Source organism: Psychromonas sp. SA13A, assembly GCF_011378715.1.
GTDB lineage: Bacteria > Pseudomonadota > Gammaproteobacteria > Enterobacterales > Psychromonadaceae > Psychromonas.
Map to the genome: position 1 here is coordinate 1 of NZ_WTKU01000001.1, position 17018 is coordinate 17018.

Genomic DNA, 17018 nt, shown 5'->3' on the forward strand with positions numbered 1-17018 from the left:
TATAAGAAACTAACAATTTATTATTCTGAAATAACTGCGATTGAACAAGTTCATTCGCTTCGTTATTCATTGAAAGATAAATCTTTCAATGTAAATGAATTATTTCGTGTGTCACTATTATTGATGTTGCCTAACAAGTAGGACTTTGATTTTTTTGAAATCACATCAACAACAAGTGCTCACACAGATTGTTTGATTAAATTGTTAAAGAGCGTGCCTTGCGGCTAGGCGGCGTATATTACGCGCCTTTCGAACATTGTCAACGTTTTAATTTAACTTAATTTCGAAGCGAACGACGAAGCGTTAATACGTTAAAAACTATTCTCAAACTCGCTGAGTAACTTGCGCTACACCCCGTGTCTGTGGGGTCGCATTATAGGGATTGAGATCACATTGGCAAGTGTTTTATTACGATTATTTGCAATTAATTTTTATACTGTTCTTGAGCACAAGTTACACACAAATATATGCAACTTATCCACAGAGTTATTAAATATTTTTAACAACTGTAGTCAAATCATCGAAGATAGCTGATGCTAAACTTTCACCTTCTTCTGTTATTGCTTTACCAGTACGCACTAAATAGTTTGTTTTAATGCCTGCTGCTATGCCTGCTTGTAAGTCAGACACTTTGTCGCCAATCAAAATTGATGTTTCTATATCTATATTAAGGTCCGCAATCGCATTCATTAACATGCCAGGTTTTGGTTTACGGCATTCACAATCAACTTTGAATTCACCTTTACCCTCTGTATTGTGGTGAGGGCAATAATAGATACCATCTAAATCAACACCACGATCCGCTAATGACCAATCCATCCATTCCGTTAATGTATGGAATTGATCTTCAGAGAACAAACCACGAGCAATACCTGATTGATTGGTTATCACAACTAACAGATATCCTTTTTTCTTGAATTCGATACACGCTTCAATAGCACCTTCTATAAACTCAAAGTCGTCTATCTCTGAAACGTAACCGCTATCTTTATTAATAACGCCATCTCTATCTAAAAATACTGCGGGTTTTAATTTACTCATTTTCACTTCTCTAGTTCTGGGATGTTTAATGATGTTATTATGCCATCCATTATTATCCCCTACTATTAATAAAGAGTGACGACAATGAATAGACTTATAACTCTAGCTTTTATTGGCCTACTATCAGGTTGTAGTAATTACCAATTTAATTCAAATGTTGATAAAGAAAACTTTGATACTTATTTCAAGCCTTCACAAGTCACGGTTTATGACAAAAAGGAACTACTTGATCTCGAATATACGGTATTGGGTGCTGTTGAAGGAAGTAGTTGCCAAGAGGCTACCATCGACCTACCCGCAAGTGAAAAAGAAGCTCGTACAAAAGCCAGAATCAATGCAGCAGACATGAATGCAAATGGAGTTGTTTTTCAATCTTGTATTAATTTCAAGCAAGATGAAACCTGTGTCAGTAATGTAATTTGTTACGGACGCGCTTTAAATGTTGAAGCGCCTACTAATGACTAGTTACCAACATCAAGTGATAGCAATAACTCATTCTCCCTATAAAGAGAAATTTGCAGTGCCTAGGCAACCAGGGCTAGTAGTAAGCGCCAAAGCAGAATTAGAGATGCTGCCACCCTATGATGATGTTAATGCCTTTAATGGGTTGGAAGCGTTTAGCCATTTATGGTTGGTTTTTGAATTTCATAAAAATGCACCAAGTTTTGATACTGATATTACATGGAGCCCTACAGTACGCCCACCACGCTTAGGCGGGAATAAACGTGTTGGTATATTTGCAACTCGCAGTCCTAATCGGCCCAATAATATTGGCTTATCATTAGTTGAGTATCATGGGGTGATACAACGAGATGGAAAAATATTTCTTTCATTAAGCAGTATCGACTTGGTCGATGGCACTCCGATTATAGATATAAAGCCATATATTCCCTATGCCGACTCGATACCTAATGCTAAAGCAGGTTTTGCACAAACATCACCGGAAAAGCTATTAGCGGTAGATTTTAGTCAAGATGCCGTATCACAGCTTCAATCACTGCCATCACATTACTCGGGCCTACAGCTATTTATTAAAGAGGTGTTACAACAGGATCCTCGCCCTGCTTATAAAAAGTCGAAAGCCGATAATAAGATTTATGGGATGCTTCTTTCTGATTTTAATATCAAATGGCAATGTACAGCCTCAACGATCACAGTGCTATCCGTTGACTATGTTTAATGATTAGCGTTTCGACAAAAAATAACCTAAAACTCCACCAGCCAATGCACCGAAAAAGTGACTTTCATAGGAAACATTAGGTGCACTTGGTAACACGCCAAACACTAAACCACCGTAGAGCACTAAAACTAAAATAGACACGATGATATCTCTAAAGTGCTTTTTCAAAACACCATAGACGATTAAATACCCCCACATTGCATACACCACGCCACTCATTCCGATATGAATGCTCTCCCCCCGCGCAAATAACCAAACTAAACTGCCGGTCATTAATATCGATAAAATAAAGACCGTCCAAAAGCGCTTTAAGCTATGTAAACCAATCAAGCTTGAAAAAATAACAAAAGGAAAAAAATTGCTTAATAAATGAGCCCAATCACCGTGCAGGAAAGGTGCAAAGGCAATACCAGATAAATGACTTACTTCTCGAGGTACAATACCAAAACGGTTAACGATGAAAATGCCATTAATCAATAGTAAAACAACGCATATCAACATGATGATCAAACTGTGTTTTGCTGGCTTTAAGTAACGTTGCATAGGGGTTCCTCTCAGTTAGTCTCTAAAACTAACTAAATTCCAGCTAAAAAAACAATATTATTTAGATAAATCGATTAACAATGCTTTAGTCCACAGCATTCGACTGTTAAAATCAGCCAACTTTTATATTCGCAATACGATAGCTAACTATCAACAAGGATCACCATGCGTACTACCAATTATTTATTATCCACTCAAAAAGAAGCACCAAGTGATGCAGTAATTGCCAGCCACCAGCTGATGTTACGCGCAGGTATGATCCGCAAGATAGCATCGGGATTGTATACTTGGTTACCAACTGGTTTACGTGTTTTACGTAAAGTAGAAAACATTGTACGAGAAGAAATGGAACGTGCTGGTTCTGTAGAAATTTTAATGCCAGTTGTGCAGCCTGCTGATTTATGGCAAGAGTCAGGGCGTTGGGATAAATTTGGTGGAGAATTGTTGCGTATAAAAGATCGTCACAACCGTGATTTTGTTTTAGGACCAACGCATGAAGAAGTGATCACTGAATTAGTACGTAAAGAAGTTAATAGCTACAAACAGTTACCATTAAACTTATTTCAAATTCAAACTAAATTCCGTGACGAAACTCGCCCGCGCTTTGGTGTGATGCGTACACGTGAATTCACCATGAAAGACGCTTACACTTTCCATTTGGATCAAGAGTGTTTAGAAAAAACTTATCAAACTATGTTTGATGCCTACTGCAGAATCTTTGATCGCTTAGGTTTAGAATACCGCGCAGTAATTGCAGATACAGGTAGTATCGGTGGTAGTGCTTCGCATGAATTCCATGTGTTAGCGCAGAGTGGTGAAGATGCTATCGTATTTTCAAATCAAAGTGATTACGCAGCAAACATTGAAAAAGCAGAGGCTATTGCACCTGCATTTGATCGCCCAGCAGCCACCGCAGATATTAACGTTATCGACACACCTACTGCACATACAATTGAAGATGTTAGTCAGTTACTTAACATTGCTCCTTCACAAGTTATTAAAACATTATTAGTGCAAGGCGAGGCAGAGGAAGGCAAAACTATTCCAGTAATTGCATTAGTATTACGTGGTGACCACAACTTAAATGAAATCAAAGTTGAACATATTGAAGGCATTGCAAGTCCACTGTGTTTTGCCAATGCTCAACAAATTCTAGAAACAGCAAATTGTGAAGCGGGTTCAATTGGACCTAAAGGCTTGACTATCCGCACTATCGTTGACCGTGCAGCTGAAAAACTAGCAGACTTTGTTTGTGGTGCCAATGAAACTGGTAAGCATTTAACAGGTGTTAACTGGGATCGTGATATTACAGATTATGAAGTCGCAGATTTACGTGACGTGGTTGAAGGGGATCCAAGTCCATGTGGTCAAGGTACGCTATCGATAGCACGCGGTATTGAAGTGGGCCATATTTTCCAATTAGGCGATACTTATGCGCAGGCAATGAATGCAGCAGTATTAAATCAACAAGGCAAAAACCAAGTGATGACCATGGGTTGTTACGGTGTTGGTATTTCACGCATTGTGGCAGCAGCGATTGAGCAAAACAATGATGAAAATGGCATTATCTGGAATGATGTACTTGCGCCTTTCTCCGTTGTGATTGTGCCAATGAACATGAAAAAATCACATCGTGTTGCTGATTTAGCAGAACAATATTACGCAGAGTTACAAGCAGCCGGTATTGAAGTACTGTTAGATGATCGTAAAGAACGCCCTGGTATTATGTTTGCCGATGCAGAGCTGATTGGTATCCCACATACACTAGTCATTGGCGACCGTAGTATTGATAACGGTGTTATCGAATATAAAGATCGTGCTTCTGGCGAAAAACAAGAAGTTAAGATTGAAGAAGTGACTGCGTTTATTAAAGCAAAATTAGCAAAGTAAACCTTATTCAACTCTGATTAATAGACCACACTTCTGAAGTGTGGTTTTTTTATGCCTAAAATATGGGTTCATGATTGTGCTACATTACATTAAGATTAAAAATCATTGGACTAGAAATGGGTGTTATATGGTGTGCTTAATTCGTATTGTAAGGTTGTTGCCTATTCTATCCATATTGTTTCATCCAACAATGCAGGCCAGCCCTACTATGTTAGAAGATAAAATACAGTTAGAAGATAAGACACAGTTAGAAGATAAAGCAAAACTAGAAAGTAAGACTGAAAGTTTTCTAGATAATAAATACCTCCTTAATACAGAAGCACTGCTTGATGACCAATTCTCACCCACAATTAATCGATTTTGGGATGAGAATGCTAAAGTAAAAACCTTTGAAAGTATCAATGGTGGCACTATCCATACCGTTCATATTAAAACTGGACAAGCTAACGCAGTGGTGATCAGCCAAGGTAGAAATGAGTCCACACTCAAATATAAAGAGCTCGCTTTTGAATTAAGCCAACAGGGGTATGATATTTTTTTAATTGACCATCGAGGTCAAGGTTTATCTAGTCGCCTTGGCGGAGATGCGCATCGTGGCCATGTGCAAGCATTTCAAGATTATGTGGTAGATTTAGCGACTTTTGTTGAAACATTACAATTAGACACAAAATACCATTCACGTTTTTTATTATCTCACTCAATGGGCGGCACTATTAGTGCGCTGTATCTGCAACAACAAGCACACCCTTTTCAAGCAAGTGCATTTTTTAGTCCCATGTTTTCTATCAACCTAGGTGCTCTGCCTACTTTTCTTGCTAAGTTCATCAGTTATATGAGTGATTTAATCTGCACTTGGTTTAGTGATTTAGCATGTTATGCCCCAGGTTCAGGTCCTTACTTTAGTACCCCTTTTGAAGGTAACAGTTTAACCAGCAGTGAAAAACGTTATCACTCGGCATTGAACACTTTTGAAATAAACACTAAAACTCAACTTGGGGGACCCAGCATGCGCTGGGTGAATGAAAGTTTATACGCCAGTGAAAAAGCGATTCAACAAGCTTCGCAAATCGATATCCCTATGATCATTGTTCAAGCTGGTGCTGACTCGATTGTGAAAGCAGAAGGACAACAGGCATTTTTTGCAAATAATCAGCGCTGCGAACACAACCAATTTATAGAAGTTGTTAATGCAAAGCATGAATTATTATTAGAACAAGATAAATACAGGATACCTGCTATCGCTGCAGTACTTGATTTTTTCAAACAATCTCAACAAGGTAAGCTGACATGTACAAAATAGCTATTTCAGATCTTGATGGCACATTACTCGGTCCAGATCATAAAGTATCAGCACAAACTAAAGAAAGTATTGATCGTTGGTTACAAGACGGTAGAAAATTTGTTATTGCAACAGGCCGCCATTATATAGAAGCAAAGAAAATACAAGAGGAGTTAGGCGACCCTATTTATTTGATCACCTCAAATGGTGCACGAGTGCATAACAAAACAGGTGATATTATTTTAAAACAAAATTTACCGACTGATATTGCAACCGCTATTTGCGAGCAAGACTTTGACCCAACGGTACAAATAAACTTATTCACTGACCATCAATGGTATGCTAATTTTTCTCTTCAAGAATTAGTAGGAATGACCATTGATAGCGCTTTTTATTGTCAGGCTGTTGATTTAAAAAAAATAGATAAATCGAATACCATCAAAATATTCTTCTGGGGAGAAAGAGATAAATTGGATGTTATTTACAAACAGTTGAAGCAACAATTTGCAGGCAGAGTTAACCTGACTTTCTCACTAGATAAATGTTTAGAAGTCATGGAAGCAACCACTAATAAAGGTGCTGCGGTGGATGCTGTCTTAAAAACCATGAACTTAAATACTCAACAGTGTATTGCTTTTGGTGATGGAATGAATGATGTGGAGATGTTACGCAGTGCAGGCAAGGCAATCTTGATGGCCAATGCTCAAAAAGATTTATTGAAAGCATTACCCGATGCTGAAGTAACGGTATCTTCTAAAGATCAGGGTGTTGCAGTAAAACTTGATGCTCTATTAAATTGCTCTGAATAGCACTGAATAACGTTAATTTAAAATAGAAAAGTATGGAATAAGTCATTACAAGAACACTACGCTGAGCTTTAACCTGAAAATATTTTTTATTTTAAGATTAAAGCTTCTGGCAATTAAAATCGAGAACCAATAACAATTAAAAAGCCCACGTTTTAGGAGCCACTTGAACTGACTCCATAACTGGGCTTTCTACTATTCATCAATTAATTATTATTGCTCATCACGTTGAAAGACTAAATCGGTCTCAGTGGATGCTGCAGCTACAAAATAATACCCGCCGACAGTAAACTCTTTTAATTGTTTAATATCAGTAATTTCATTCTCCATAATATAGCGAGCCATTAATCCACGCGCTTTTTTAGCATAAAAACTAATTACTTTATATTGACCATTTTTTTGATCTTTAAAAATAGGCGTGATCACAGTAGCTTTTAATGCCTTTGTTTTTACCGCTTTAAAATATTCATTGGAAGCAAGGTTAACCAGATATGGTGAATCTTGTGCCGTTAAATTAAAATTCAGCTGCTCAGTGATTAAATCACCCCAAAACTGATAAAGGTTAGTACCTCGTTCATTATCTAAACGTGTTCCCATTTCAAGTCGGTAAGCTAACATTAAATCTAATGGGCGCAATAACCCGTATAAGCCTGATAATATTCGCAAATTCTGTTGCGCATACTGTAATGCGTTATCGCTTAATGTTTCCGCTTCTAAACCAGTATAAACATCACCTTTAAAAGCAAATAAACATTGCTTGGCGTTATTTTCTAACTTCAAAGGTTTTTTCCACTCTGCAAAGCGAGCAACATTTAATCCTGCAATTTTATCACTCACTTTCATTAATGAAGCTACGTCTTGCATTGATAATTGTTGGCAACGATTTATTAATAACTGACTCTGCTCTAATAAATTTGCAGTGGTAAACTCCGATGTTGTGGCAGGAGTTTCAAAGTCTAACGTTTTGGCTGGAGATATTACAACTATCATGTTTTTTCCTAATCTATAAAAACAAAGCGATCAATAAGTTCGCTTTGTTTGGGCTATCATTTAATCAACGGATATCAGACGATATGGAGATCACTTAACGTCTCAGAATTAGTAGTTATTCCATTCTCTTTTGCTTTTAACTTAATTCTCAAGCGTAGATCATTGGCAGAATCAGCATGAGCTAAAGCTTCATTATAACCAATTTTCCCCTCTAAATATAAACGTAATAATGCCTGATCAAAGGTTTGCATTCCATAGGTCCCCGAAACCTTCATAATATCTTTTAATAAATGCAGGTCACCATTACGAATCGCTTCTTCTAATGTAGGTGTATTAAGCATAATTTCAAAAGCTGCAATACTACCTTTTCCATCTGAAGTGGGAATTAGGTGCTGCGCAATCACCGCAGTTAAATTGATTGATAGATCAAACAAAAACTGACGTTGAGTTTCCTCTGGCACCATGCGCAGCATACGATCTAAAGCTTGATTTGCATTATTAGCATGTAAAGTCCCCATGCATAAATGCCCCGTTTCAGCAAATGTAATTGCATGGTGTAAGGTCTCATAAGTACGAATTTCACCTTGTACAATGACATCAGCCGCTTGGCGTAATGAATTACGTAATGCCTCTTCAAAAGATTCCGTATCAAGCCCAACTTCACGTTGTGTCACCACTGAACGGCCATGTTCATGCACAAATTCGATCGGGTCTTCAACGGTTAATATATGGCCTGATGCATGCTGATTGCGATAACCAATCATAGCTGCTTGAGTTGTAGATTTACCGGAACCAGTAGCGCCCACAAATAAAATCAAGCCTCGCTTTTCCATGCAGGTTTTTTTTAATTGCTCTGGTAAAAATAATTCTTCGAAGGTTGGGATCTTACTTTTTAAATGCCGAATAACCATACTCGGCGTATCTTTTTGCATAAAAGCACTGACACGAAAACGACCAATATCCAGTAAGTTAAGCGCAAAGTTCGCTTCTTTTTTCTTTTTGAATTCAGTAATACGTTCTGTTTCGACCACTTCGGCCAGTAAATTATATATTCCGTCCTCAGTTAGACTCTGATCGTTTAACGATATTAGCTTACCATTGACCTTAATCGTAGGCGGCAACCCCACCGCAATATATAAATCAGAGGCTTTTTTCTTGACCAACTCACTTAATAACTCATCGAGCATTAGCATTTCCTAGAGTGATTTTGGATCCATCGCTTTGGTCGCAGCATCTTCATAAGAAACAGTGCCTTGACTAACTAAATTACGCAAGCTTTGATCCAGTGTTTGCATACCATGTACCATACCCGTTTGGATAACCGAGTACATTTGCGCTACTTTATCTTCACGAATTAAGTTACGGATTGCTGGGATCCCCATCATAATTTCATGTGCGGCGACTCGTCCACCACCGTGTTTTTTCAGTAATGTTTGAGAAATAACCGCACGTAAAGACTCTGATAACATCGAACGAACCATGCTTTTTTCTGCGGCGGGGAATACATCTACAATACGGTCAACGGTTTTGGCTGCTGACGTGGTATGTAATGTGCCAAATACTAAGTGCCCTGTTTCTGCTGCCGTTAAAGCCAAACGAATGGTTTCTAAATCACGCATCTCCCCCACCAAAATAACATCGGGATCTTCACGTAATGCACTACGTAATGCACTTTCAAAACTTAGAGTATCTTTATGAACTTCGCGTTGATTGATCAATGCTTTTTTAGATTCATGCACAAACTCAATAGGGTCTTCAATGGTTAGAATGTGCTCATGGCGATGATCATTAATATAATCAATCATGGCCGCTAAGGTCGTTGACTTACCAGACCCTGTTGCCCCAGTCACTAGAACTAAACCACGTGACAAGTCAGAAATTTTCTTAAAAATGGGAGGCGCATTAATTTCTTCTAACGTTAACACTTTACTTGGGATCGTACGAAATACTGCACCAGCCCCACGATTTTGATTAAAAGCATTAACACGAAAACGAGCAAGGTCTGGAATTTCAAAGGAAAAGTCAGTTTCTAGCTGTTCTTCAAAGTCCTTACGTTGCTTATCATCCATGATGTCGTAGATTAAATTGTTTACTTCTTTATGCTCTAATGCAGGAACATTTATTTTGCGTACCTCTCCATCAACTCGAATCATTGGAGGAACACCTGCAGAAAGGTGTAGATCTGATGCTTTATGCTTTACACTAAAGGCTAATAATTCCGTTATATCCATAATTTAAAATCCTAATAATATGACTAATATATCTAACAATATCGAAGCAGTAGAACAAAAAATAGCTCAAGCTAGCATAAAAGCAATGCGCGAAGGCGAAGTTCAGTTACTTGCTGTCAGCAAAACCAAGCCAGTTTCGTTGATCAAACAAGCTTTTGCACAGGGATTATCTCACTTTGGAGAAAATTATGTGCAAGAAAGCATAGAAAAAATTCAACAAATTAAACAAGATAGCGAATTTGACAGACCTATTTTTTGGTATTTTATTGGCCCACTACAATCGAATAAAACTCGCCCAGTTGCGGAAAATTTTGACTGGGTACAAAGTGTTGATCGCTTGAAAATAGCAGAGCGCTTGAATCAACAACGCCCTGTTGATATGCCAAGACTTAATATTTGTTTGCAAGTTAATATCAGTGGTGAGGAAAGTAAATCCGGCACCACGCTATCACAGGTCATTGAATTAGCAGAACAAGTTCAGGGTCTACCGCGTTTAAAACTGCGTGGCATTATGGCTATTCCACAAAATAGCGATGACCCGAAAATAATAGAACAACAATTCACTGCGCTACATGATATTTATCAAACATTACAACAACAATATCCAGACATTGATACATTATCGATGGGCATGAGTGGTGACTTGGAAAGTGCGATTGCCTGTGGTAGTACTATGGTGAGAATTGGCACCGATATATTTGGCGCAAGATAAATTAACAGTAAGGAAAAGATAATGCAGCATAAAAAAATCACCTTCATTGGTGCAGGTAATATGGCGGGTAGTATTATTAACGGCTTAGTAAAAGGCGGTTACCCAGCAGAATTAATCTGTGCATCAGCACCCAGCTTAACCAACACCCAAAAATTGGTAACTGAACTTTCAATTACAAGCAGCCAAGATAATAAACAATCAGCACAATGGGCTGATGTGATCGTATTAGGTGTTAAACCGCAAATGATGGCAGATGTTTGCCAAGCGCTTGTTGATGACGGTGTTGATCTCACTAATAAATTAATAATCTCTATTGCAGCCGGTGTTTCAGTATCACGTTTTCAATCTATTTTAGGTAAAGAAACGGCTGTGATCCGTACTATGCCTAATACGCCATCTCTTTTGCAAAAAGGCATGACAGGGTTATTTGCTTCAAAACAAGCAACTGAACAAGATAAACACTTCGCAGGTGAATTGATGAGTGCTGTCGGTGAAATTGTATGGGTTGAACAAGAATCACAAATTAATGCAGTAATTGCAGCAGCCGGTTCAGCCCCTGCTTATTTTTTCCTATTTATGGAATCGATGCAGAAAAAAGCCATCGAAATGGGGTTTAGTGAAGCCGATGCGCGTCTGTTAGTGCAACAATCTGCGATTGGTAGTGCTGAGATGGTAAAACAAAATCAACACTTGGATTTAACAACTTTACGAAACAACGTAATATCTAAAGGTGGTACAACGGCTGAAGCAGTACGTACTTTTAATGAACAGGGTTTGCCTGAGATTGTTGCCAAAGCAATGCAAGCAGCATCCGACCGTGGTGAAGAAATGGAAAAACTATTTTAATAGTCCTATAACGAGGTAGTAAGTAAATGAATGCAGTTAATTTTTTAATCGATACTCTATTTGACCTGTATCTTATGGTGGTTTTATTGCGTGTCTGGTTACAACTCGCACGCGCAGATTTTTATAATCCATTTAGCCAATTTATTGTGAAAGCAACACAACCAGTTGTTGCCCCTCTGCGTCGCTTTATTCCAGGATTGGGTGGCTTAGACGTTGCGACGATTATCTTTGCATTTGTAGTTGCCGTGGCCAAAATATTTGTATTGAGCCTAGTGATAAACTTTGATATCACCGTTGTAGCAATGTTGATTTCAGCTCTGGCAATTGTTATCACCACCACATTCAAACTGCTTTTTTGGATATTAGTGATACGCGCTATTTTAAGCTGGGTAAGTAAAGGGCAAAATCCAATTGAAGCAGTAATGATTCAATTAACTGAGCCACTTTTAAGCCCAGTGCGTCGCGTTATTCCTGCAATGGGCGGCTTAGACTTATCAATGCTTGTGGTATTGTTAGGTTTACAATTTTTAGAAAAATTATTCAACGATCTATTAGCTCAAATATTGGGTTAATTTATAAATGAAAAAGTGGTGTAGTAATAAATGAGCCAAATACCAAGTTATTACTCATATCAAGGCGAGGACTTAGTGCTTCGCCTTTACTTACAACCTAAAGCAAGCCGCGATCAATTTGTTGGACAGCATGGTGAAGAGTTAAAAATAGCCATTACTGCACCGCCCGTTGATGGCAAAGCGAATGCTCACTTAGTGAAGTTTTTAAGTAAACAATTTAAAGTAGCAAAAAGTGCAATTAATGTAGAAAAAGGCTTACAAAGTCGACATAAATTAGTGCGTATTAAACAGCCTAAAAACCTACCTTCTATTTTTTCACAATAAGGGATTATATGTTTAACTCAATAGTATTACCTAAAAAAATGATAACCAAAGGCTCAGTGTTTAAAGGGTTCGTATTTAATACGTTATTACTCACTACATTATTATTTACAAGCTTGCAGGCAACAGCAGACCAGTTTAAACAATTTGCTAACCTAGAAGTGCACTACATTGCCCTACCAAGTACTTTTATTGAGCCAAGTATTGCCACTCAATACAATATCAAACGCAGTAAGAATAATGGGTTATTAAATATTTCTGTTCTTAATAGTAAACAGAATAAACAAGCCGTTGAAGCGACGTTAAAAGGTACGGGAAAAAACTTAATCGGCCAAACTCATCAGCTTGAGTTTAGGCAGATAAAAGAAGGTAAAGCGATTTATTATCTCGCTGAATACCCTTTTACTAATGAAGAAATTGTTAATTTTGAAATCAATGTTAAAACAGAAAAGAAATCGAACACACTTAAGTTTCAACATAAATTCTATGTTGATTAAGGACAGAACATGAAACAAAAATGGGTACTTGCCACCGGCAATCAAGGCAAAGTAAAAGAGATGAGCGAATTATTAAATAGCTTTTCTATTGAGGTATTACCACAAAGCAAGTTTAATGTGCCGGATGTACCAGAAACAGGTACAACCTTTGTTGAAAATGCCATTATCAAAGCAAGACATGCAGCAAAATTAACAGGTTTACCCGCGATTGCCGATGACTCAGGTTTAGAAGTTGATTTTCTAAATGGCCAACCGGGAATTTATTCCGCTCGTTATGCTGGTAAATTAGCTACAGATCAAGATAACATTGATAAACTATTAAATAAGCTGGAAGGCATTAACGCTGAACAGCGTAAAGCGCGCTTTCAGTGTGTTTTAGTTTATCTACGCCATGAGTTAGATCCTACGCCGATTATTTGCCAAGGTACTTGGGAAGGTAGTATTACAGAAGCCGTGGACGGTGAAAATGGATTTGGTTATGATCCAGTGTTCTGGGTTGAAAGCGAACAATCAACTTCTGCACAATTAAGCAAACAACGTAAAAGTGAATTAAGCCATCGCGGTAAAGCGCTAACGCAATTAGTCGCGTTACTACAAAAGCAATTATCTGCTTAATCGCTATTTTAATTTACAGGCCCATTAATATGGGCAATAAAACGATAGCTTTATTATTACCGTTTAAACTCACTTTTAAAGCGACTGATTCAGTCGCTTTTTTTAGCTTGGAAAAATGAATGTTACAACTTCCCCCGCTCAGCCTATATGTGCATATTCCTTGGTGTATTGAAAAATGCCCTTACTGCGACTTTAACTCTCATAAGTTAAAAGGAGAGATCCCAGAACAAGAATATTTAACTGCGCTTATTGACGATCTCAAACAAGATTTAAGCTTTGTACAAGGACGTCACTTATTCAGTATTTTTATTGGAGGCGGTACACCGAGTTTAATTTCAGCACCGGGTATTCAATGGTTATTAGAAAATATTCAGCACCTTATTCCCTTTAGTGAAAACATAGAGATCACCCTAGAAGCTAATCCAGGAGCCATTGAGAACCAAAAAATTGCTGATTTCAAAACAGCGGGTATTAATCGTTTTTCCTTTGGAGTGCAAAGCTTCCAACAAGATAAGCTCACCAAACTCGGTCGAATTCATGGTGTAGAGGAAGCAAAAACCGCAGCTAAACAGGCACATAATGTAGGAATGAAAACATTCAACCTAGATTTAATGCATGGCCTACCTAATCAAACGTTAGAAGATGCCATGAGTGACTTAGCAACGGCGATTGCCTTAAAACCAACTCATCTATCTTGGTATCAGCTGACTATTGAACCTAATACACAATACTTTTCTCACCCTCCTACTTTACCCGATGATGAAACACTATGGGATATTCAAGAAGCAGGTGTGAAATTATTAGCGGAACACGGTTACAACCAATATGAAATATCGGGCTACAGCCAAGACAATTGGCAATGTCAGCATAATTTAAATTATTGGCGTTTTGGTGATTATTTGGGAATTGGTTGTGGTGCACACGGTAAAATATCATTACCCCTCGAAAATAAAGTACTTCGCACCACTAAGATAAAGCACCCTAAAGGATACTTAGACCCGCAACGTGCTTATATGGATGATTACAATACAGTCCCTAAAGAGGAGCTGGTTTTTGAATACATGATGAATCGATTACGTTTGATGGAAGACATTCCATTGGCTGAATTTGAAGATTATACCGGTTTAACACGTACTGTATTAGATAAGCAGTTACAACAAGCTACTGAGAAAAACTTAATGCGAGTATCAGCAGACACCTGTCAAGTAACACCATTAGGACATAGATATTTGAACGAGTTATTGACTATGTTTATGGACTAATCTGTTTTAGCAACTAACTTAGCTAAACTGAACTCAATATAAATAGCCCTAATATTAAATTTAAAATATTGAAAGTTGAATGTAGGGCTATTTTATTACTTCTTGTATTGCATCACTTCATTACTTTTAAGCTTTACCTTCGATTTATAAAGTATTTTTTATAAAGAGATTTTTATAAAATAATTGGTTTAAGCAAAGCGTAATCGATCATGTGCTTGCATAAAATCAACATCAGGACCAACAGGAATAATTCGCGTCGGGTTAATGGTTTCATGTGAACCGTAATAATGTGCTTTGATATAATCAATATCCACTGTTTTAGCTATGCCTGGATGCTGGTATAAATCACGAACATAATGAGACAGTGATGGGTAATCAGCAATGCGCTTTTTATTACATTTAAAGTGTCCCACATAGGCAGCATCAAAACGTATTAAAGTAGTAAACAAGCGCCAGTCTGCTTCGGTTAATTGCTTACCAAGTAAATAACGTTGTGTACTCAAACGCAGTTCTAATTTATCTAGAGCCTCGAACACACCGTTTACCGCTTCTTCATAGGCCGTTTGCGTTGTAGCAAAACCTGCGCGATACACTCCATTATTAATATCACTATAAATCCAATCATTTATTTCGTTAATTTCATTGTGTACAGATGCTGGATAATAATCTCCTTCACTGGCACCAATACCATCAAAGGCACTATTAAACATTCGAATAATATCTGCCGATTCATTGCTCACAATTGTCTTTTGTTGTTTGTCCCATAAAATCGGCACAGTCACTCGCCCAGAATAATTCACATCTGCCAAGGTATATAATTCATGAACCAGTGAAACATGATTAACAGTATCTTCAATTACACCTGGTCCCGGCTTAAAGGTCCACCCCTCTTCAGCCATTAGAGAGTTCACTGCGGAGATATCAATCATGGATTGCAGACCTTTTAGCTCTCTAAAGATCAAGGTGCGATGCGCCCATGGACACGCTAACGAAACATATAAATGATAACGCCCTGCTTCTGCTTTAAAGCCCGCTTTACCGGTTGGCCCAGCTTGACCATCGGCGGTGATCCAGTTTCTAAATTGTGCTTCACTTCTAACAAATTTACCATTGCTTGATTTGGTATCGTACCACTGGTTATGCCACTGTCCATCGACTAATAATCCCATAACATATTCCTCTATTTTTTGACTAAGCTTAGTTTGGCTAAGTTAAGCTTTACTGAGTTTAGTTTGGTTAAGCTTAGTTTAGTTTGATTGGCTAGATTGGCTTAGTTAGGCAAACTTACCCTGATTAAAATCATCAAAAGCCTGTAATAACTGCTCTCTTGTATTCATAACAAAAGGTCCATGACGTGCAACAGGCTCATTAAAAGGCTTACCGGCGATTAATAAAAATCGGCTACTTTGCTGCCCACCTACTATAGAAACTTGCTCGCCGTCAGTTAAAACAGCTAACTTTGTCGCTGCAATAGCATCAAAATGATCCGCACTTTGTACGCTGACCTCACCTTCAATAACATAAATGAATGCATTATGATTTAACGTAATCGATTGTGTTAATACTTGCCCTTCAGGTAAATGAACATCTAAATACAAAGGTTCACTATAAACATTAGTAACGGCGCCAGTGGTTCCTTGATTAGTCGTTCCTGCTATCACATTAATTTTTGTTCCGTTATTTGATTGCTCATGTGCCATGGCGTTTGGCAAAAACTCTTGATACTGTGGTTTATTCATTTTGGCATGGCTAGGCAGATTCACCCACAACTGGAATCCTTTTAATAAACCATATTCTTGCTCTGGCATTTCAGAATGTAAAATACCTCTAGCTGCGGTCATCCATTGCACACCACCGGGTTCAATAACGCCTTCATTACCAGCGCTATCCTTATGGCGCATTTTACCATTTAGCAGGTATGTCACCGTTTCAAAGCCTCGATGAGGATGAGTAGGAAAGCCTCCAATATAGTCTTCAGCCTGATCACTTTCAAAACAGTCTAATAATAAAAAGGGATCTAACATATCTAGCTGTGAAGAGCCAATAAGACGCGTTAACTTAACACCGTCACCATCGGATGTTTTCACACCAGAAACAATTTTTTTAATGCTCCGCTCACTACGATTATCTGACTTATTAAGTGCGTCATGCCTATTAGATTCGGTTATCGCATTCATCGTTTCCTCCTCCTGTTGCTGTTAATGAATAAAGGTTGTTAATGGATAAAGCTTAT

At 37.9% G+C, this 17018-nt stretch carries 19 protein-coding genes; 12 read left to right on the forward strand and 7 right to left on the reverse strand.

Annotated elements, in window-relative coordinates:
- Nucleotides 1-489: 489 nt before the first annotated feature.
- On the reverse strand, nucleotides 490-1041 hold the full coding sequence (gene gmhB, locus GQR44_RS00005) for a D-glycero-beta-D-manno-heptose 1,7-bisphosphate 7-phosphatase (protein WP_166367967.1): 552 nt from the start codon (nucleotides 1039-1041) through the stop codon (nucleotides 490-492).
- A gap of 84 nt (nucleotides 1042-1125) precedes the next feature.
- On the opposite strand from gmhB, the gene rcsF reads away from it, so the two are divergent.
- Both rcsF and tsaA read left to right on the forward strand, forming a co-directional pair.
- A complete protein-coding gene (gene rcsF, locus GQR44_RS00010; protein ID WP_166367969.1) occupies nucleotides 1126-1506 on the forward strand; it encodes an Rcs stress response system protein RcsF in 381 nt (126 codons plus the stop codon).
- Entirely contained in the window at nucleotides 1499-2221 is a 723-nt protein-coding gene (gene tsaA / locus GQR44_RS00015; protein WP_166367971.1) for a tRNA (N6-threonylcarbamoyladenosine(37)-N6)-methyltransferase TrmO, read from the forward strand. Before rcsF ends, tsaA begins: the two co-directional genes overlap by 8 nt.
- 3 nt (nucleotides 2222-2224) lie before the next feature.
- On the opposite strand, the gene GQR44_RS00020 is transcribed toward tsaA, so the two are convergent.
- Complete coding sequence (locus GQR44_RS00020) at nucleotides 2225-2764, reverse strand: rhomboid family intramembrane serine protease (RefSeq protein WP_166367973.1); 540 nt, start codon at nucleotides 2762-2764, stop codon at nucleotides 2225-2227.
- 165 nt (nucleotides 2765-2929) lie between these two features.
- On the opposite strand from GQR44_RS00020, the gene GQR44_RS00025 reads away from it, so the two are divergent.
- The 3 genes from GQR44_RS00025 (at nucleotide 2930) to GQR44_RS00035 (ending at nucleotide 6742) form a co-directional block, all read left to right on the forward strand.
- Nucleotides 2930-4654, forward strand: coding sequence for a proline--tRNA ligase (locus GQR44_RS00025; RefSeq protein ID WP_166367975.1), 1725 nt, complete (start codon nucleotides 2930-2932; stop codon nucleotides 4652-4654).
- A 208-nt stretch (nucleotides 4655-4862) separates the two neighbouring features.
- Nucleotides 4863-5954: an alpha/beta fold hydrolase gene (locus tag GQR44_RS00030; RefSeq protein ID WP_166367977.1), complete on the forward strand. Its 1092-nt coding sequence runs from the start codon at nucleotides 4863-4865 to the stop codon at nucleotides 5952-5954.
- Nucleotides 5942-6742, forward strand: a complete 801-nt coding sequence (locus GQR44_RS00035) for a Cof-type HAD-IIB family hydrolase (protein WP_166367979.1) — start codon at nucleotides 5942-5944, stop codon at nucleotides 6740-6742. Before GQR44_RS00030 ends, GQR44_RS00035 begins: the two co-directional genes overlap by 13 nt.
- A gap of 210 nt (nucleotides 6743-6952) precedes the next feature.
- Here the strand turns inward: GQR44_RS00035 and yaaA are convergent, their stop codons facing one another.
- From yaaA to GQR44_RS00050, 3 genes are all read right to left on the reverse strand, one after another.
- On the reverse strand, nucleotides 6953-7729 hold the full coding sequence (gene yaaA, locus GQR44_RS00040; RefSeq protein WP_166367981.1) for a peroxide stress protein YaaA: 777 nt from the start codon (nucleotides 7727-7729) through the stop codon (nucleotides 6953-6955).
- A gap of 74 nt (nucleotides 7730-7803) precedes the next feature.
- Complete coding sequence (locus GQR44_RS00045) at nucleotides 7804-8916, reverse strand: PilT/PilU family type 4a pilus ATPase (RefSeq protein ID WP_205962909.1); 1113 nt, start codon at nucleotides 8914-8916, stop codon at nucleotides 7804-7806.
- Between the two features lie 9 nt (nucleotides 8917-8925).
- A complete protein-coding gene (locus tag GQR44_RS00050; protein WP_166367985.1) occupies nucleotides 8926-9960 on the reverse strand; it encodes a type IV pilus twitching motility protein PilT in 1035 nt (344 codons plus the stop codon).
- A 19-nt stretch (nucleotides 9961-9979) separates the two neighbouring features.
- On the opposite strand from GQR44_RS00050, the gene GQR44_RS00055 reads away from it, so the two are divergent.
- The 7 genes from GQR44_RS00055 (at nucleotide 9980) to hemW (ending at nucleotide 14785) form a co-directional block, all read left to right on the forward strand.
- Entirely contained in the window at nucleotides 9980-10672 is a 693-nt protein-coding gene (locus GQR44_RS00055; protein ID WP_166367987.1) for a YggS family pyridoxal phosphate-dependent enzyme, read from the forward strand.
- Between the two features lie 21 nt (nucleotides 10673-10693).
- Nucleotides 10694-11518 (forward strand): pyrroline-5-carboxylate reductase, encoded by an 825-nt coding sequence (gene proC, locus GQR44_RS00060; RefSeq protein WP_166367989.1) that lies wholly within the window; start codon nucleotides 10694-10696, stop codon nucleotides 11516-11518.
- A gap of 26 nt (nucleotides 11519-11544) precedes the next feature.
- Complete coding sequence (locus GQR44_RS00065) at nucleotides 11545-12090, forward strand: YggT family protein (RefSeq protein ID WP_166367991.1); 546 nt, start codon at nucleotides 11545-11547, stop codon at nucleotides 12088-12090.
- A gap of 30 nt (nucleotides 12091-12120) precedes the next feature.
- Nucleotides 12121-12414, forward strand: coding sequence for a DUF167 family protein YggU (gene yggU / locus GQR44_RS00070; protein ID WP_166367993.1), 294 nt, complete (start codon nucleotides 12121-12123; stop codon nucleotides 12412-12414).
- Between the two features lie 8 nt (nucleotides 12415-12422).
- Nucleotides 12423-12908, forward strand: a complete 486-nt coding sequence (locus tag GQR44_RS00075; RefSeq protein ID WP_240923524.1) for a DUF4426 domain-containing protein — start codon at nucleotides 12423-12425, stop codon at nucleotides 12906-12908.
- A 9-nt stretch (nucleotides 12909-12917) separates the two neighbouring features.
- Complete coding sequence (locus GQR44_RS00080) at nucleotides 12918-13523, forward strand: XTP/dITP diphosphatase (protein WP_166367995.1); 606 nt, start codon at nucleotides 12918-12920, stop codon at nucleotides 13521-13523.
- 119 nt (nucleotides 13524-13642) lie between these two features.
- On the forward strand, nucleotides 13643-14785 hold the full coding sequence (gene hemW, locus GQR44_RS00085) for a radical SAM family heme chaperone HemW (RefSeq protein ID WP_166367997.1): 1143 nt from the start codon (nucleotides 13643-13645) through the stop codon (nucleotides 14783-14785).
- Nucleotides 14786-14973: 188 nt separating this feature from the next.
- Here hemW and GQR44_RS00090 read toward each other — a convergent pair whose 3' ends face one another.
- Both GQR44_RS00090 and GQR44_RS00095 read right to left on the reverse strand, forming a co-directional pair.
- Nucleotides 14974-15954, reverse strand: a complete 981-nt coding sequence (locus GQR44_RS00090) for a glutathione S-transferase family protein (protein ID WP_166367999.1) — start codon at nucleotides 15952-15954, stop codon at nucleotides 14974-14976.
- A gap of 105 nt (nucleotides 15955-16059) precedes the next feature.
- Nucleotides 16060-16962 carry a pirin family protein gene (locus tag GQR44_RS00095; RefSeq protein ID WP_166368001.1) on the reverse strand — a complete coding sequence of 301 codons (903 nt, stop codon included), beginning with the start codon at nucleotides 16960-16962 and terminating at the stop codon, nucleotides 16060-16062.
- Nucleotides 16963-17018: the final 56 nt, after the last annotated feature.

Coding starts and splice junctions, on each gene's coding strand:
- gmhB (WP_166367967.1), bottom strand. CDS start 1,041: ATGAGTAAATTAAAACCCGCAGTATTTTTAGATAGAGATGGCGTTATT.
- rcsF (WP_166367969.1), top strand. CDS start 1,126: ATGAATAGACTTATAACTCTAGCTTTTATTGGCCTACTATCAGGTTGT.
- tsaA (WP_166367971.1), top strand. CDS start 1,499: ATGACTAGTTACCAACATCAAGTGATAGCAATAACTCATTCTCCCTAT.
- GQR44_RS00020 (WP_166367973.1), bottom strand. CDS start 2,764: ATGCAACGTTACTTAAAGCCAGCAAAACACAGTTTGATCATCATGTTG.
- GQR44_RS00025 (WP_166367975.1), top strand. CDS start 2,930: ATGCGTACTACCAATTATTTATTATCCACTCAAAAAGAAGCACCAAGT.
- GQR44_RS00030 (WP_166367977.1), top strand. CDS start 4,863: ATGTTAGAAGATAAAATACAGTTAGAAGATAAGACACAGTTAGAAGAT.
- GQR44_RS00035 (WP_166367979.1), top strand. CDS start 5,942: ATGTACAAAATAGCTATTTCAGATCTTGATGGCACATTACTCGGTCCA.
- yaaA (WP_166367981.1), bottom strand. CDS start 7,729: ATGATAGTTGTAATATCTCCAGCCAAAACGTTAGACTTTGAAACTCCT.
- GQR44_RS00045 (WP_205962909.1), bottom strand. CDS start 8,916: ATGCTCGATGAGTTATTAAGTGAGTTGGTCAAGAAAAAAGCCTCTGAT.
- GQR44_RS00050 (WP_166367985.1), bottom strand. CDS start 9,960: ATGGATATAACGGAATTATTAGCCTTTAGTGTAAAGCATAAAGCATCA.
- GQR44_RS00055 (WP_166367987.1), top strand. CDS start 9,980: ATGACTAATATATCTAACAATATCGAAGCAGTAGAACAAAAAATAGCT.
- proC (WP_166367989.1), top strand. CDS start 10,694: ATGCAGCATAAAAAAATCACCTTCATTGGTGCAGGTAATATGGCGGGT.
- GQR44_RS00065 (WP_166367991.1), top strand. CDS start 11,545: ATGAATGCAGTTAATTTTTTAATCGATACTCTATTTGACCTGTATCTT.
- yggU (WP_166367993.1), top strand. CDS start 12,121: ATGAGCCAAATACCAAGTTATTACTCATATCAAGGCGAGGACTTAGTG.
- GQR44_RS00075 (WP_240923524.1), top strand. CDS start 12,423: ATGTTTAACTCAATAGTATTACCTAAAAAAATGATAACCAAAGGCTCA.
- GQR44_RS00080 (WP_166367995.1), top strand. CDS start 12,918: ATGAAACAAAAATGGGTACTTGCCACCGGCAATCAAGGCAAAGTAAAA.
- hemW (WP_166367997.1), top strand. CDS start 13,643: ATGTTACAACTTCCCCCGCTCAGCCTATATGTGCATATTCCTTGGTGT.
- GQR44_RS00090 (WP_166367999.1), bottom strand. CDS start 15,954: ATGGGATTATTAGTCGATGGACAGTGGCATAACCAGTGGTACGATACC.
- GQR44_RS00095 (WP_166368001.1), bottom strand. CDS start 16,962: ATGAATGCGATAACCGAATCTAATAGGCATGACGCACTTAATAAGTCA.